The sequence below is a fragment of the Burkholderia sp. WTPI3 genome (assembly GCF_021483755.1).
Classification (GTDB): domain Bacteria; phylum Pseudomonadota; class Gammaproteobacteria; order Burkholderiales; family Burkholderiaceae; genus Burkholderia.
Genome location: NZ_JAGIXF010000011.1, coordinates 18,907 through 34,369, shown reverse-complemented (window position 1 = coordinate 34,369; position 15,463 = coordinate 18,907). Strand labels below are relative to the sequence as shown.

Here is a 15,463-nt window from a genome sequence, read left to right as displayed (position 1 = left end):
CGACGCATGACGGCCGAACAGTTCCGGCGGTTGCGGATGCAGGATACCCGGATCAAACCCTTGAACCAGTGGGCCTTGCACGAGATTTTCGTGAAGGGCCGGTCACAACGGGCGCTGGCCGCCGAACTGGGCATGACGCGTTCCGCGATGTCGCAGCTCGTGCGCAAGGCCTGGCAACGGCATCTCGATCGATCGGGCGCCGACACGCGCGTCGTCACACTCACGATCACGATCCCGGCGAAGTACGAGCACGCGCTGCACGCCTGGGTGCGGGACGCATATCGATCGTCGAATCTGCTTGATCGAGACAGCATGGAACGCCGCGCTGACGAACGTGTGGCGGTCATGCGGCCACCCGCATGACCGGTCCGTCACCCTGACCCGCCAGGCCGCACAAAAATAAATTCCACATACCCAATCAGAAATAAAACTTTATTCCACATCAGACTGAATCACCAGCCAAATTTGGATCCTTTTTCCCCGTGCACCCTCGTATCATTTCTCCCATTCGAAAGAGAAAGATCAAGAGAAGGACATGAGCGATACGACCCCGCTGCACTACCTCGACTATGCAGCCACCACCCCTGCGGATCCCCGCGTGATCGAAGCGATGACGGCCTGCCTCGGCGCCGACGGCGTCTTCGGCAATCCTGCGTCGAGCTCGCACGCGGCCGGCCGGCTGGCGAAGGAGAAAGTCGAGCGCGCACGCGAGCAGGTCGCCGCGCTGATCGGTGCGGATGCCGACGAAATCGTGTGGACGTCGGGGGCGACCGAGTCGAACAACCTCGCGCTGAAGGGCTATGCAGAGAATGCGACCGACAAGCGCCACATGATCACGAGCCGCGTCGAACACAAGGCGATCCTCGACACGATGGCGAACCTGTCGAAGCGCGGGATGACGGCGACTTACCTGTCGCCCACCGCCGACGGCGAGATCACCGCCGACGCGGTCGCCGCCGCGATCGGCCCCGATACGGGCCTCGTGTCGCTGATGCTCGTGAACAACGAGCTCGGCACGCTGACCGACATCGAAGCGATCTCGCGCATCGTGCACGCCGCCGGCGCGCTGCTGCACGTCGACGCCGCGCAGGCGCTCGGCAAGACGCCGATCGACGTGCGCGCGTTCGGTATCGACCTGATGTCGATGTCCGCGCACAAGGTTTACGGCCCCAAGGGCATCGGCGCGCTGTTCGTGCGCCGCGACATCGCCGCCCGGATCGCGCCGCAGATCCACGGCGGCGGACACGAACGCGGCCTGCGCTCGGGCACGCTGGCAACCCATCAGATCGTCGGCATGGGCGTCGCGTGCGAGGTCGCCGCCGAGAAGCTCGAGCGCGAAGCCGCGCGAATCGCGGCACTCGGCACGCGGCTGACGGACGCGCTGTTCGCGCTCGGCGACGTCACGCACAACGCCGCAGCGGCACGACGCATTCCGCACACGTTGAGCCTGACGGTGAACGCGCCGGGCTTCTTTCCGTTCATGCTCGGCGATTCGCTGGCCGTGTCGTCGACGTCCGCCTGCAACTCGATGAGCGGCGCCCCGTCCCACGTGCTGACCGCGATCGGTCTCGATGCGAGCGCCGCGAGCCGCACCGTGCGCGTGAGCTTCGGGCGCTTCACGACGGAGCAGGACGTCGACTTCGCGATCGCGTGCTTCCAGCGCGCGATCGAGCAATACCGGGTCGCGGCATTGACCGGGTTCACCGCGTCGCGCCAGATCTGCCCGGCAGACCTGAAGGCGATCCACAATGCCGGATTCCGCGCGGTGGTCTGCAACCGCCCGGACGGCGAGGACGCCGATCAACCGGCATTCGAGGAAATCGCGGCCGCTGCCCGCGAACTCGGGCTCGATGCACACTATCTGCCGGTCGAACGCGATCTCATCGGCGACGCGGAAGTCGACGCGTTCGGCGCGCTGGTCGATGCGCTGCCGAAGCCGGTGCTTGCGTATTGCCGAAGCGGGAGCCGGGCGGGAATGCTGTGGAACCGGCTGATGGCCCGCCGCACGGCGACGGCCTGAACGCGCTCCGCGGGTAACGAAACGCTACCCGCCAAAGCAGCGCCCCGCTCGTCACGCGCCTTACGCAGCGCGGTACTCAGGCCGTCACATGCGGTCAGGATCGCCCGGATGCAGCGATCATTACCGAATGCGAGCCGGCAGACAGCGCGCGGGAGGCGCTCCACGAGTTTCCGCCGGCGAAGGCCGGCTCATCGACAGGAAAATCATTCCGCCCGGGCCGCTTCCGGGTCGGGAAGCGCCGTTCGAATCGGGTGACGCGTAAATCCTGCGACAGCTACTTCGGATACTCCAGTTGCAGCGCAACCCAGTCGGACGTCGCGTCGCCATAGCGTGCCGCGATGTCCGCGAGCACGCGAGGCAGCACCGCATCGCCGCGCCGCCCGTCCGGAATCGTCACGCGCGCGTGCCCGGGATCGGCCGGTTGCACCAGCAAGCGCAGCCCGTGCTTCGATTCGATCACGCGCGCATCCGCCGTCGCGGCAATGTCGCTGCGCCACGTGCGCGCCCATGCATCGGCGGTCAACGCAACCGGCAGTTCGTCGAAACCGTTCTCCACCGGAAGATCGAAAGTCTGATGCCGCCAGAACGCAACGCGATTCGTCAGCGCGGTGGCCAGCGCTCGCGCGCTCAACCCGAACCGGTTGCCGTCGTGAACATCGCTCCACGCTTGCGCACCTATGTTCCGAGCAGTCTCGCGCGCGGCCGCCGACCCTGCTAGCGCACTCACCAACGCAAGCGATGCGGGAATCGACGCCGATACACCGGTCGTCGTCATCACGTTACCGTCCATCACGTAGCGGCGATCGGCGACCCACGCGGTATCGGTAAAGCGCCGACGCAGCCCGTCGCGCGAATACCAGTGCGACGTTGCGGTGCGCTGCCGCAGCAGCCCGGCGTTCGCGAGTACCTCCGCGCCATCGCAGATCGCGACCATCGTTGCGCCCGCAACGGCCTGCCTGCGCAGCCACGCAAGCACCTCGGGGCGGTCGGCCCGATGCAGCGCGGGCACGATCACGACGTCGGCCCCCGACGGAACGCTCGCGTCGAACCGGTCGAACGTCGTATCGGCCAGCATCCGCAGCGCGGGCATCAGGTCGACGGCACCCGCTTCGCTGGATACGGCGACCACGTCGGCCGAACCGGACGTCTTCAGAATCGCGTACGGGACGATGAAATCGGTCGTCTCCGTGCCCGCGTTGTCCGCCACGATCGCCACGAGCGGCCGCTTGCGACCGTCCTTCGGTACGCCGATCGTCAGCGTTTGCGCGACGGGGCGCGCGCCGTCCGCGACGGCCTGTCCGGATCGCCCCGGCACCCACGCGCCCAGCGCCGCACACACGCACAGCGCCGCCGCCGCACGCATGACCCCGCCTCTCTTCCGTTCCCGCATCGCTCACCCGCGTCGCTCGATTGCACGTCCGGAAAATTACAAGGATCATGCACGCGGTCACAAGGACAATTCCACCGCACTTTCAGCCATGCCCCAGTCAATCCGCCCGGCACGCGACATCGTGGTCGTCGGCTTCGAAGGCGTCCAGTCGCTCGACATCACCGGCCCGATGGAGGTGTTCGCGGTCGCCAACCGCCATCTTCCCGGCCACGTCGCGCCGTATCGGCTGACGCTCGCGTCGCAGCACGGCCACGACATCGTCACGCATGCGGGCCTGCGCCTCGCCGGTCCGACAGCGCTTGCGGACTTGCCCGAGCGCGTCGACACGATCATCGTCGCCGGCGGCGGCGAAGCGGCGCTGCGGCACGCGGCGTCGGATGCCGGCGTGCTGCCGTGGCTGCGCACGCGAATCGCCGACACGCGGCGAATCGCGAGCATCTGCACGGGCGCGTTCGTCCTCGCGGCAGGGGGATGGCTGGACGGCAAGCGCGCTACCACGCACTGGAACCAGTGTTCGACACTGCAGGCGCTATGCCCGAACGTGCGGATCGAGCCGGACGCGATCTACGTGAGCGACCCACCATTCCATACGTCGGCCGGTGTGACGGCCGGCATCGACCTGTGCCTCGCCCTCGTCGAGGCGGACTGCGGTGCGGCGACCGCGCTGGCAGTCGCACGCGAACTCGTGCTCTTCATGCACCGCCCCGGCGGGCAGGCGCAGTTCAGCGTCGGACTCGACGTCCATGCGAACGCGACGCCGCGGATGCGCATACTCCTCACCGACATCGCGGACGATCCGACCGGCGACCTCGGCGTCGCAGCGCTGGCCGCGCGCCTGCACATGAGCGAGCGGACGTTCACGCGCAATTTCCTCGAGGAGACGGGGCTGTCGCCCGCGCAGTTCGTGCTGGCCGCGCGGGTCGAGCGCGCGAAGGCATTGCTGGAGCGGGCCGACTGGCCGCTCGAACGGGTCGCCGATCGCGCGGGGTTCGGCAGCGTGGATGCCTTGCAGCGTGCGTTCGCGAAGCGGGTCGGGATATCGCCGCGGGATTATCGGGCGCGTTTCGGACAAGGACACGGCAAGCAGAAGGCGGGGTAGGCCTTTTCGCGTTTCAGCGCCGGAACCGGTGCCGCGATAGCGGCTCAGCGCACGGCCGACTGCGAAATGCGAGTGCGGGTCATGTTGCCCGTCAAACATCGATCGACATGACCCGTACCCACCCGTCAATTCGCCATCGCCCGCGCATCCATCGACATGCCGCGATTCGCGAAGTAATACAGAATCCCCGGCACGAGCAGGCTCGGAATCCAGCTGACGTCCGCGCCGATCAGGCGCGCAAAGTAGCTGTGATAGAACGACAGATCCATGAACGGCAGCGTGCTCGCGATCCCGAGGCTGTAGATCAGCAGCGTCGACACGTTGAACTTCCCGTACTGGCCGCGCGCATCATACATCTCCGTCACCGAGTACTCGCCCTTCCGGATCAGGTAGTAATCGACCAGGTTGATCGAGCTCCACGGCACCAGCACGTAAATCTGCGCGTTGAGGATATCGGCGAAATAGTCGTTGAAATGATACTGCGTCGCGATGCCGATCAGCGTCGCGATCACCGCGGTCACGGCCAGCACCGCGAACTTCGTGAGCCGGCCGATCCGCACCATCTTGCGAAAGCCGCTGAAGATGGTCACCGACGACATGTACGCGCTGTACAGGCTCAGCACGTTGAATTCCAGCACGCCGAGCACGATCACGACGAGCGCCGGACGCGACCAGTTGCCGAACATCGTCGCGATGCCCGTGCCCGGGTCGGTCGTGACCGACGACGTGACCGTCGCGAGCAGCGCGCCGAGCATCATCACCAGCAGCGAACCGAGCAGGCCGCCGAGATACGTGTACCAGAACGTATGCCGCGTCTTGACGTTGACCGGCAGGTAGCGCGAATAATCCGCGACGTACGGCCCGAAGCCGAGCGTCCACGACGCCGCCTGCGCGACGACCAGATTGAACGCGCCGGCGGAGAAGCCATGCCGGCCATGATGAACGGCCGTCAGGGTCTGCGGATCGAGCAGCACGATGATCGCCGACGCGAAGAAGATCACACACGACGTCAGCGTCATGAACGCGCCCATCTTGTGGATCAGCTCGTAGCCGATGTAGCTGATCCAGAACGTCAGAACACCGAACAGAATGATCGCCGCGTCGTCGCTCATCGGATAGATGGCCTTGATCGAGTCGCGCATTACCACGCCGCCGGCCGCGACGAACAGGATGTACGCGAGCACCACGATCAGCAGCGGCACGGCCGCGCCGTACACGCCGAACTGCGCGCGGCTCTGGATCATCTGCGGGATGCCGAGGTGCGGCCCCTGCGCCGAGTGGGCCGCCATGAAGATGGTGCCGATCACATTGCCGATCACGAGGCCGACAATGGTCCAGAACAGGCTCAGGCCAGCCACGATGCCGAGCGTGCCGACGACTAGCGCCGTCACCTGCATGTTCGCGCTGAACCAGATCGTGAAGAGCCGCTTGGGCGTCCCGTACCGTTCGTTGATCGGGATGAACTCGATACTGCGCTGTTCCACATCCATCTGTCTGTCTCCTGGAGTCGGTCTGTTCGGCATCGCGCGTCGCCACGCGGGTTGACGTCACTCTAGAAGCGCGTTTTTTCGCCGGCTATCGCATTTCGGCAAGTACGGGTCATCCCTGATCCGTCTGAATTTCTTACGAAAATACAAGCCGGCGTGGGATGCACCTGAACGGTGGAAGGCTGAGGAGTTTCACGGCATTGCCGAAATCCGATAGCGCCGCGAGATTTGGCTTCATACCGTTTCCGCATCGGACCGGAAAGCGCCTGCCATCCCGCACGACAGCGCGCGCCGCCGACGAATTCCCAGGAGCGGGCCGCAGCGCGAGGCCCGAGCAGCGATGACGGTCCTGCCTCGCAGGACATTCGTGACGGAGCAAATATGGATGCGAAAATCCAGCCTGATTCAGGCACCGACAGTGACGTAAGCCTCCTCCACAAGATGGGATACGCGCAGGAGCTGTCGAGACGCATGAGCGGTTTCTCGAACTTCGCCGTGTCGTTTTCGGTAATCTGCATCCTGTCGGGCGGCATCACCGCGTTTCAGCTGGCGTTTTCCGCGGCCGGCGGCGCATCGATCGGCCTCGGCTGGCCGCTCGGCTCGTTGTTCGCGCTGATCGTCGCGGTGTCGATGTCGCAGATCGCATCGGCATTCCCGACCGCCGGCGGCCTCTATCACTGGGGCGCCATCCTCGGCGGGAAGAAGTGGGGGTGGATGACGGCGTGGCTCAACCTGATCGGCCTGATCTTCGTGATCGCCGCGATCAACTTCGGCACCTACGATCCGTTCTTCAAGACATTGATCGCCCCGATGTTCGGCGTCAACCCGGACAGCCTGACCTGGTGGCACCAGACCGCGTTCATCACGTTCATCACCCTGTCGCAGGCAATCCTGAACGCACGCGGCATCAAGATCGCGAGCAAGATCACCGACCTGTCCGGCTATCTGATCTTCGTCGTGACGATCGCGCTGGTCGTGTCGCTGCTGGTCTACTCGCCGGTTACGTTCGACCTGCACCGGCTCGTCACCTTCACCAACTTCACGGGCGCCGACGGCGGCGCATGGCCGAAGCAGAGCATGCCGCTCGCGTTCCTGTCCGGCCTGCTGCTGGTGACCTACACGATCACCGGCTTCGACGCGTCCGCGCACACGTCGGAAGAGACGCACGACGCCGCGAAGAACGTGCCGCGCGGCATCATCGGCTCGGTGTTCTGGTCCGCGGTGTTCGGCTACGTGATGGTGTGCGCGTTCGTGCTGGTCATGCCCGACCTGACCGCCGCGATGAAACAGGGCACCGGCTTCTTCGAGGCCATCCTCGCGCCGATCCCGAAGACGTTGCGCGTCTGCCTCGAACTCGCGATGTTCTTCATCAACTACGTGTGCGGGCTCGCCGCAATCATGTCGACGTCGCGGATGATGTACGCGTTCGCGCGCGACGGCGGGCTGCCGGCGTCGAAGCTGCTGCGCAGCGTGAATCAGAATCACCGGACGCCCGGCCCCGCGATCTGGACGTGCGCGGTGCTCGCGATCGTCGTCACGCTGTACGGCGACGCGTTCTCGGTGCTGAGCGCAGGCAGCGCCGTGTTCCTGTTCATCTCGTATGCAATGCCGATCGGCTCCGGGATGTTCGCCGAAGGGCGCACGTGGACCGAAAAGGGTCCGTTCCAGCTGGGCATCTGGTCGAAGCCGTGCGCGTTGCTCGCACTGGTAGGCGCCTGCGTGCTCGCCTACGTCGGCATCCAGGCGCCGAACGAAAAGGTGCTCTACGTGCTCGTCGCGTTCGTGGTCGTGCTGATGGTCATCTGGTACGGCTTCGGCGTGCGCAAGTCCTTCGCGGGGCCGCCTGTGCTCAAGGACACGCGCAACGACGAGCGTATCCGTGAACTCGAGGCGAACGTCGATCCGACGGTGTGACGCAACGCCGGTTCGCTCACAGCGCAAAAATCCGGCTCGCACATTGCGAGCCGGATTTTTTTCATCGCGTCGGACTTCACACGGTTCAACCCCGTCGGCAGTTGAACCCGAAGGCCGCGTCTTAGCCGTAGACCGGGAAACGCCGGGTCAGCTCGGCGACCAGACCGCGCACACGCTCGATCGTCGCCGCATCTTCCGGCGCTTCCAGCACGTCGGCGATCAGGTTGCCGACCGTCTCGGCTTCCGCCGGGCCGAAGCCGCGCGTCGTCATCGCCGGCGAGCCCAGACGGATGCCGCTGGTGACGAACGGCTTTTCCGGATCGTTCGGGATCGCGTTCTTGTTCACCGTGATGTGCGCTGCGCCGAGCGCCGCTTCCGCGGCCTTGCCCGTGATGTTCTTCGCGCGCAGGTCCACCAGCATCACGTGGCTTTCGGTGCGGCCCGACACGATCCGCAGGCCGCGCTTGACCAGCGTTTCCGCCAGCACGCGTGCGTTCTCGACCACCTTCTGCTGGTATTCCTTGAATTCCGGCGACAGCGCTTCCTTGAACGCCACGGCCTTCGCCGCGATCACGTGCATCAGCGGGCCGCCTTGAATGCCCGGGAAGATTGCCGAATTGATCTGCTTCTCGTATTCCGACTTCATCAGGATCACGCCGCCGCGCGGGCCGCGCAGGCTCTTGTGCGTGGTGGTCGTCACGAAGTCCGCGTGCGGCACCGGGTTCGGATACACGCCCGCTGCGATCAGACCGGCGTAGTGCGCCATGTCGACCATCAGGTAGGCCCCGACCGACTTCGCGATCTTCGCCAGACGCTCGAAGTCGATCTTCAGCGCGAACGCCGATGCGCCCGCGACGATCAGCTTCGGCTTGTGCTCCTGCGCGAGCTTTTCCGCGGCTTCGTAGTCGATGTCTTCGTTTTCGTTCAGGCCGTAGCTGACGACGTTGAACCACTTGCCCGACATGTTCACCGGCGAGCCGTGCGTCAGGTGACCGCCGTGCGCGAGGCTCATGCCCATGATCGTGTCGCCCGGCTTGAGCATCGCGAAAAACACGCCCTGGTTCGCCTGCGAACCCGAGTTCGGCTGCACGTTCGCGGCTTCCGCGCCGAACAGCTGCTTCACGCGATCGATCGCCAGTTGCTCGACGATGTCCACGTACTCGCAGCCGCCGTAGTAGCGCTTGCCCGGATAACCTTCCGCGTACTTGTTCGTGAGCTGCGAGCCCTGCGCGGCCATCACGGCCGGGCTCGTGTAGTTTTCCGACGCGATCAGCTCGATGTGATCTTCCTGCCGGCGGTTCTCGTCCTGAATGGCAGTCCAGAGTTCCGGATCGACGTTGGCGACGGTGCTGGTAGTGCGATTGAACATGATGATTGATCAAAAGAGAGTGATGGATTGACCCTGGTAGGCCGGGCTTGCCCGGCCCCGCGAAGTCGAGCGCCGGACCGGCGCCCGATGGCATCGACAACCACGCCGCCCCGCGATGCCGGCTGAACGGTTATTCGGCATTGCCATTCCAACAGACGCAAATTCGTTCAGATAGAAGGATTGCGACATTCCGCTAGGACGCATCGCGCGGCGCACCGGCCAAGAAAAATCGAAGGTCCGCATCGCTGCGGAACCTTCGACAGAACCGGTCGTTCCTGGAGAGGCCGTGCCCGACCGGCGGCTTCTTGCGAATATCGGGGCCTAAACAGCGGAGAAACAGTTGTCGACGAACAGTTGAGTGCCGTTGACGAAGCTCGATTCGTCGGAGGCCAGGAACAGCGCGGCGGCGGCCACCTCCGACGGCTCACACAGCCGGCCTTGCTGCACCGCGATAGCTGCTTCGGTTGCGTCCACGCCCATCGCCTGCAGGTCCTTCAGCTCGCGCATCCCGTGCGGCGTGCGGATGAAACCGGGTGCGAGCGCGTTGCAGCGGATGCCGCGGTCGCGGTATTCGACGGCGATCGCCCGCGCGAACATGTGGCATGCCCCCTTGGTCGCGTCGTACAGCACTTCGCCGGGTGTCGCGCAGACGGCCGAGATCGACGACGTGCAGACGATGCTGCCGCGCCCTTGTTCCAGCATCTGCGGCAGCACCGCCTTCGTCATCAGGAACATGCTCTTCACGTTCACGCCCATCAGCCAGTCCCATTCCGACTCCTCGATATCGAGGAACGGTTTGACGATCAGCGTGCCCGCATGATTGAACAGGATGTCCGCATTGCCGTACTGCCGGCGCGCCGCATCGACCGCCATCCGCACGTCCGCCTGCTTCGACACGTCGGCGCCGAGGCCGATCGCCTGCAGGCCGGTATCGCGCAGCCGCGACGCAAGCGCTTCGGCCGCATCACCGTCGCGGTCGACGATCGCCACCTTCGCGCCCTGCGCGGCGAACAGTTCCGACGCGGCGCCGCCGCATCCGCCCGCGCCACCACTCACGATGGCGACCTTGCCGGCCAGGCGACCGTCAATCTTGGCATTCATACTTCGTTCTCCAGTCTGGTTCGTCCGGACCGCTCAGCTGAACAGCGTCCGAAGATGATCGTTGAGAAAATGGCCTTCGGGGTCGATGCTGCGGCGCAGTTCGCGGAACGCTTCGGCTTTCGGGAACCAGCGGTCCACGTCGTCGCGGTTCGTGAAGTGCAGCTTGCCCCAGTGCGGTCGCGAGCCATAGTCGCGCAGGATGTCGTCGACATCCTTCAGGAACGGCCAGTAGTCGACGCCGTTCGGACCGCCCGAGCACGAGATGGTCACGCTGTCCTGGTTGTGGAACGGGCTGATCCACGCCGGGTCGCCCTTCGTGAAGCGATACTCGACCGGGAAGATGCAGTCGCGATGCTTCGTGAGGATCAGGTCGCGCACGCGGCGCAGCGCTTCCTTGCCGTGTTCGGCGGGCACCGCGTATTCGAGTTCGTGGAAGTTCGCGACGTAGTGGATCGCATAGACTTCCGAGCTGTATGCGATCTTCTCGTGCTCGCCTTCGTAGAACGTGCGCTCCTCGGTGAAGTCCATCACCTTGATTTCGCACACGTCGTAGTCCTTCTTCGAGTTCGACACCTTCGTGGTGTCGGGCAGGCAGTACAGGTCGCGGCTTTCGGACGTCGGGCACCAGAAGAACCCGAAATGCCGGTGCTTCGCCGCGAGGTCGTCGTACTTTTCCATCAGTGCCTCGAAGTCCTCGCGCCACACGCGGTCGTGCAGCCAGAACGCGTCGGTCACCTGCAGCGTGAGTTCCGAGACCACGCCGAACATGCCGATGTTCACCTGCGTCGCGTGCAGCAGGTCGAGGTCCTGCTTGTCGCTCACTTCCATGATCGAGCCGTCGGGGCGAACGATCCGCATCCCGACGACCTGCGACGACAGGTTGCTCAATGTCGTCCCCGTGCCGTGCGTGCCGGTTGCGAGCGCACCGGCGATGGCCTGCGAATCGATGTCGCCCTGGTTGACGAGCGAGAAGCCGATTTCCTTCAGATGACGCGTCACCGCGTTGAGCCGCGTGCCGGCCTTCACCGTGACGCGCTTCTGCCGCTCGTCGACCGCGACGATGCCCTGATAGTCCTGCAGCGACAGCAGCAGGCCGCTTGTCGCGACGACCGGGGTGAACGAATGTCCCGATCCCGAGCATCGGACGTGCTTGCCCTGGCTCGTCGCGGCGTGCACCAGCCCGGCAATCTCGGCCTCGCTGGCCGGCGACGCCATGTGCGCGGCGACGCACGACTGATTGCCCACCCAGTTCCGCCAGAATCCACCACGTGGAAGCTCCATCAATTTCTCTCCAGAAGTGTGCTGCCGGTACTGCACCGGCAGGCGGGTTCGGTTCGTCCGGCAGCGAAGCCGAGATGCTCGCTGGCCGGCGCGATGCGTTGCGTTACGTTGTGTCGCGTTCGTACCAAAGGTATTTCGCCGGCCGCCTTTTCACTATCGGATTTCGGCAAGCGAGGGTTTCCACGGGGAATCGGGCCGCCAGGCTTTTTGACCGGCGCGCCGAGCGGCTACAATGAATCGACCCGGCCCGCCCCTTCCTCCCCGATGACGCCGTCTGCCGATCCGAGCGATTTCTCCGACACCCCGTTGTTCGCACGAACGGTGGCGTTCTGCGCGTTCACCGACGTGGAGGAACAGGCGCGGATCTTCGACGGCTGGGATCTCAACTACACGCAGATCTCGGGCGGCCTGTTTCATGGCTCGTCGTCGATCGTGTCGCTCGGCGGCATCCGGCTGCTGGTCGAGGATCTCGACAAGGCGATCCTGCAGCAGGGCGCGGTGCCATCGGACCGTATCGCGGTGGCCGTGCCGCTGGAACTCGAAGGCCATGCGCGGATGTGCGGCGCGAAGAGCGGCCGCGACAGCCTGCACGTGTTCTCGTGCCAGCCCGAATTCGAGTTCTATTCGCCCGACCTGCACGTGCTCGTGAACGTCGAGATCGAACCCGACAAGCTGTCGACGGAGGCGATGCGCACGCTCGCCGCGTCGCTGCGCGCACGCACCTTCGCACCGCTGATCCCGATGACGCAGCAGGTTGCGGACCGCCTGCGCGACCTGCTGCGTCACACGATGGCCGCCGCCGCGAAAAGCACGCCGGTCGAGGATGTGACGACGCAGGACCGGATCGAGCTGCTCGAGCGGACGGTGCTGTATGCGATCTCCGAAGCAATGACGATACCCGCATCGGACGCGGATGCCCTCGCGACGCGACCGACGAAATACTGGTCGCTCGTCAACGCGGTGCAGGAGCGCTTGCAGGATGCGTCGACGTGCCCGCTGTCGATCGCCGAGCTATGCGTGCAGCTCGGCATCAGCCGCCGTACCGCGCAATACGCGTTCAACGACACGCTCAACCTGAACCCGATCGCGTACCTGCGCGCCGTTCGGCTGAATCACGTGCGCCGCGAACTGCGGCTCGGCGGGTCCGTGACGTCAGCTGCGACGAAGTGGGGCTTCTGGCACCTGGGCAGTTTCGCGCAGGACTATCGCGCGATGTTCGGAGAATTGCCGTCGGCGACGGCGCGGCGCTATGCGCACCGGGAAGCCTGAACCTCGATCGTGCGATGCGCGACGCATGACGCGGCGTCGCGTTGACAGTGCGCGTACTCGATAGCTTCCATGAAGAGAGCCGCGGCCGAACGCGCGCCGCGGCAAGTTGAAAACAGGTCGCCGCAGTCGGGCGGCCGGCGCCCAACCGGCACGCGCCACCCGCCCGCGCACGACCGCGCTACCCCGTCACTCCTGCTGCTCCTGCTGCGCCGCCGCCTGCCGCTGCTGGATGAACTGCTTCACATCGCTCATCGTCACGCGACCGGTGTGTTTCGTATCGATCTCGTCGAAGTGCTTCGCGACGAAACCCAGCCCGTCGCTCTGCGCCTGCGCCTTCGTCACGGCCGCGCCGTTGCTCAACACCGTATTGCCGCCGAGCCTGGCGTCGACACGCCTTTGGGCCTGCTGCTGCAACGTCGCGCCGGTCGACGGCAACACCGGGGCCACGCGGGTCGAAGGGAAGAACGGACCGTCGACGCCGCGCCCGCCGTGGGGCAGCTTCACGGGCGCCACCGCCTGCGGCGGCAACGCATAGGCGCTGCTCGTCACGGCGCCGACGACGATCAACGGAGACATACGCCGCATCAATTGGATTAGGGACATGATCGCTCGCATTCAATGGATGAATAGAGGGTTCCTTTGACAAGGAGTCCGTCGCTTACGGTGCCGTCGCCAGCGTCGTCGCGGCCGTCGCGCCCGGCATGCTGCCGGTGGGCGTGCCGGCCGGGTTCTCGTCCGGCCACGGCGGCGGCAGCGTGCGCAGCGTCAGCGCGGTCGGAATCCGGCGGCCCTGGTAGAACGTCTTCAGGTCGCGCTTCATCTGCGGACGTGCCACATCATCCAGATAAATCATATGCCCGCCCTGGAAGAAGTTCACTTGCAGCTTCGGGTTCAGGCCCTTCACCGTCTGCAGCCGCGCGAGTTGCTTCTCCGTGTTGAAGAACGGCGTCGCCAGATCGTGGAAGCCGTTTTCCGCGAGCACCTGCAGCTTCGGATTCAACTGCAGCGCGCCGAGCAGATCGGGGATCGTGTCGGGCATCGGCTGGCCGTCATGCGAGAAGTCCCACAGGCCGATGATGTTGTCGTTCAACGGCACGTAGGTCGCGTTCGGCGCGGTGTAGCCCAGGTAATCGGGCATCTGCGTCGCGAGCGCGTTCGTGAACGGCTGCGAGATCAGGATGTCCGACGGATCGCCGTCCGTTTGCAGCCGCGGATCGGCGTTCGGCAACGACACGCGTCCGTCGTACCGGCCGATCGTCGTGCCGGGCAGCAGGCTCGAGCCGAACGGATTCGCGTTGAAGTAGCCGCGCAGCGCCTGCAGCGTCATGCTCGACGGCAACGACCAGAGCTTCAGCGTCGCATCGCTCGGGAAGACCGGCGTTCCGAGCGCATCCGGAATGCCGAGCTGGCTCAACACCCACGACTGCGAGTACTTCTGCAACTGGTTGTAGATCAGCGTCGTGAACAACTCGGTCTGTAGTGCATACAGATCCTGGTTGACCGGCGCCGGCGACACCTGGTTGAAGTATGCCGCGACCGCCGCATAGCCGGGCAGATAGCCGGCCACGGTATCGGTATCGAGCAGCAGCCCTTCGGTCGACTGCGTGATCGCCACCGCCTCCGTTGCGTCCGCGAAGTAGTTCAGGATCGACGATTGCAGCACGATCCCCGTCAGGTGCACGCCGGCCGATTCGAGCGCCAGTGCGAGCATGTCGGTACGCGGCGTGCCGTACGACTCGCCGTACAGGTAGATCGGCGACGCACCGCGGCTGTTGACGTTCAGGTAGCGCTGGATGAAGTCGCGCATGATGTTGACGTCCGCATCCGAACCCCAGTACTTCTGGTTGGTGTTCGGCGCTACCGCTTCCGACAGCCCGGTTCCCGGCGGGTCGATGAACACGAGGTCGGTCGTGTCGATCAGGCTTTCGGCGTTGTCGACGAGCGGATAGTTCGGCCAGTTGTTGCCGAACAGCGGATCGGGCGTGGCGACGCGCGTCGGCGCGAACGAGCCAAGCCGCAGCCAGATCGACGACGAGCCGGGGCCGCCGTTATAGACGAACGTGACGGGGCGCGGCTTGCCGTTCGTGCTCGGCGCGGTGTACGCGACGTACGACATCGACGCTTCCGCATTGCCGCTCGCGTCCTGCGCGGTCAGGTGGCCGGTGGTCGTCGTGTAGTTGACCGTCGTGCCGCCGGACTTCCACTGGTAATGCATCACGGCCGCCTTCTCCGAAACCTGCGCGGCCGTGAGACTGTCGGTCGCGTTCATCGAATAGGCGACAGGGTCGACGTAAGGCTGATTGGCCGACGGCGTCTGGCTGCCGGCCGCCTGCGCGCTCGCCTGCTGGCTGGCGGCGGTCTGCGCGAGACTCGACGCGCCGACGGACGACGAATCGTCTCCGCCGCAGCCCGCGAGTGCCAGCGTGATGACGGTCAATGCGCCTAGCCCGGCCAGCCGGCCGCGACGTTCGCGGCGACTGCCGGTCCTGCTCCTGTCTGGTTTCATGCCTCTATCCTTGTGTTGGGTCGGATA

The 15,463-nt window shown here is 65.3% G+C and carries 12 protein-coding genes; 5 read left to right on the top strand and 7 right to left on the bottom strand.

Going from position 1 to position 15,463, the window contains the following annotated elements; all coding sequences use genetic code 11:
* Window positions 1-6 precede the first annotated feature (6 nt).
* A complete protein-coding gene (locus tag J7024_RS08425; RefSeq protein WP_124830992.1) occupies window positions 7-363 on the top strand; it encodes a TrfB-related DNA-binding protein in 357 nt (118 codons plus the stop codon).
* A 172-nt stretch (window positions 364-535) separates the two neighbouring features.
* Complete coding sequence (locus tag J7024_RS08420; protein WP_234744976.1) at window positions 536-2,020, top strand: aminotransferase class V-fold PLP-dependent enzyme; 1,485 nt, start codon at window positions 536-538, stop codon at window positions 2,018-2,020.
* 274 nt (window positions 2,021-2,294) lie between these two features.
* Here the strand turns inward: J7024_RS08420 and J7024_RS08415 are convergent, their stop codons facing one another.
* A complete protein-coding gene (locus tag J7024_RS08415; protein ID WP_175752695.1) occupies window positions 2,295-3,410 on the bottom strand; it encodes a DJ-1/PfpI family protein in 1,116 nt (371 codons plus the stop codon).
* A gap of 88 nt (window positions 3,411-3,498) precedes the next feature.
* On the opposite strand from J7024_RS08415, the gene J7024_RS08410 reads away from it, so the two are divergent.
* Window positions 3,499-4,509, top strand: coding sequence for a GlxA family transcriptional regulator (locus J7024_RS08410; RefSeq protein WP_124830995.1), 1,011 nt, complete (start codon window positions 3,499-3,501; stop codon window positions 4,507-4,509).
* 125 nt (window positions 4,510-4,634) lie between these two features.
* On the opposite strand, the gene J7024_RS08405 is transcribed toward J7024_RS08410, so the two are convergent.
* Complete coding sequence (locus J7024_RS08405; RefSeq protein ID WP_124830996.1) at window positions 4,635-5,999, bottom strand: purine-cytosine permease family protein; 1,365 nt, start codon at window positions 5,997-5,999, stop codon at window positions 4,635-4,637.
* A 378-nt stretch (window positions 6,000-6,377) separates the two neighbouring features.
* On the opposite strand from J7024_RS08405, the gene J7024_RS08400 reads away from it, so the two are divergent.
* Window positions 6,378-7,910 carry an amino acid permease gene (locus J7024_RS08400; protein ID WP_124830997.1) on the top strand — a complete coding sequence of 511 codons (1,533 nt, stop codon included), beginning with the start codon at window positions 6,378-6,380 and terminating at the stop codon, window positions 7,908-7,910.
* A gap of 121 nt (window positions 7,911-8,031) precedes the next feature.
* Here J7024_RS08400 and glyA read toward each other — a convergent pair whose 3' ends face one another.
* The 3 genes from glyA to J7024_RS08385 all read right to left on the bottom strand — a co-directional run bounded on the left by glyA (window position 8,032) and on the right by J7024_RS08385 (window position 11,661).
* Window positions 8,032-9,279, bottom strand: a complete 1,248-nt coding sequence (glyA, locus tag J7024_RS08395; protein WP_199569016.1) for a serine hydroxymethyltransferase — start codon at window positions 9,277-9,279, stop codon at window positions 8,032-8,034.
* A gap of 321 nt (window positions 9,280-9,600) precedes the next feature.
* Entirely contained in the window at window positions 9,601-10,380 is a 780-nt protein-coding gene (locus J7024_RS08390) for an SDR family NAD(P)-dependent oxidoreductase (protein ID WP_124830680.1), read from the bottom strand.
* A 33-nt stretch (window positions 10,381-10,413) separates the two neighbouring features.
* Window positions 10,414-11,661: a D-arabinono-1,4-lactone oxidase gene (locus J7024_RS08385; RefSeq protein WP_124830679.1), complete on the bottom strand. Its 1,248-nt coding sequence runs from the start codon at window positions 11,659-11,661 to the stop codon at window positions 10,414-10,416.
* Between the two features lie 264 nt (window positions 11,662-11,925).
* Here J7024_RS08385 and J7024_RS08380 point away from each other — a divergent pair, with 264 nt between their 5' ends.
* Window positions 11,926-12,930, top strand: coding sequence for a helix-turn-helix domain-containing protein (locus J7024_RS08380; protein WP_124830678.1), 1,005 nt, complete (start codon window positions 11,926-11,928; stop codon window positions 12,928-12,930).
* Between the two features lie 186 nt (window positions 12,931-13,116).
* Here J7024_RS08380 and J7024_RS08375 read toward each other — a convergent pair whose 3' ends face one another.
* Complete coding sequence (locus J7024_RS08375) at window positions 13,117-13,506, bottom strand: 2-oxoglutarate dehydrogenase (RefSeq protein ID WP_234744975.1); 390 nt, start codon at window positions 13,504-13,506, stop codon at window positions 13,117-13,119.
* A gap of 82 nt (window positions 13,507-13,588) precedes the next feature.
* A complete protein-coding gene (locus J7024_RS08370; protein ID WP_124830676.1) occupies window positions 13,589-15,436 on the bottom strand; it encodes a S10 family serine carboxypeptidase-like protein in 1,848 nt (615 codons plus the stop codon).
* Window positions 15,437-15,463 lie beyond the last annotated feature (27 nt).

Coding starts and splice junctions, on each gene's coding strand:
- J7024_RS08425 (WP_124830992.1), top strand. CDS start 7: ATGACGGCCGAACAGTTCCGGCGGTTGCGGATGCAGGATACCCGGATC.
- J7024_RS08420 (WP_234744976.1), top strand. CDS start 536: ATGAGCGATACGACCCCGCTGCACTACCTCGACTATGCAGCCACCACC.
- J7024_RS08415 (WP_175752695.1), bottom strand. CDS start 3,410: ATGCGGGAACGGAAGAGAGGCGGGGTCATGCGTGCGGCGGCGGCGCTG.
- J7024_RS08410 (WP_124830995.1), top strand. CDS start 3,499: ATGCCCCAGTCAATCCGCCCGGCACGCGACATCGTGGTCGTCGGCTTC.
- J7024_RS08405 (WP_124830996.1), bottom strand. CDS start 5,999: ATGGATGTGGAACAGCGCAGTATCGAGTTCATCCCGATCAACGAACGG.
- J7024_RS08400 (WP_124830997.1), top strand. CDS start 6,378: ATGGATGCGAAAATCCAGCCTGATTCAGGCACCGACAGTGACGTAAGC.
- glyA (WP_199569016.1), bottom strand. CDS start 9,279: ATGTTCAATCGCACTACCAGCACCGTCGCCAACGTCGATCCGGAACTC.
- J7024_RS08390 (WP_124830680.1), bottom strand. CDS start 10,380: ATGAATGCCAAGATTGACGGTCGCCTGGCCGGCAAGGTCGCCATCGTG.
- J7024_RS08385 (WP_124830679.1), bottom strand. CDS start 11,661: ATGGAGCTTCCACGTGGTGGATTCTGGCGGAACTGGGTGGGCAATCAG.
- J7024_RS08380 (WP_124830678.1), top strand. CDS start 11,926: ATGACGCCGTCTGCCGATCCGAGCGATTTCTCCGACACCCCGTTGTTC.
- J7024_RS08375 (WP_234744975.1), bottom strand. CDS start 13,506: ATGTCTCCGTTGATCGTCGTCGGCGCCGTGACGAGCAGCGCCTATGCG.
- J7024_RS08370 (WP_124830676.1), bottom strand. CDS start 15,436: ATGAAACCAGACAGGAGCAGGACCGGCAGTCGCCGCGAACGTCGCGGC.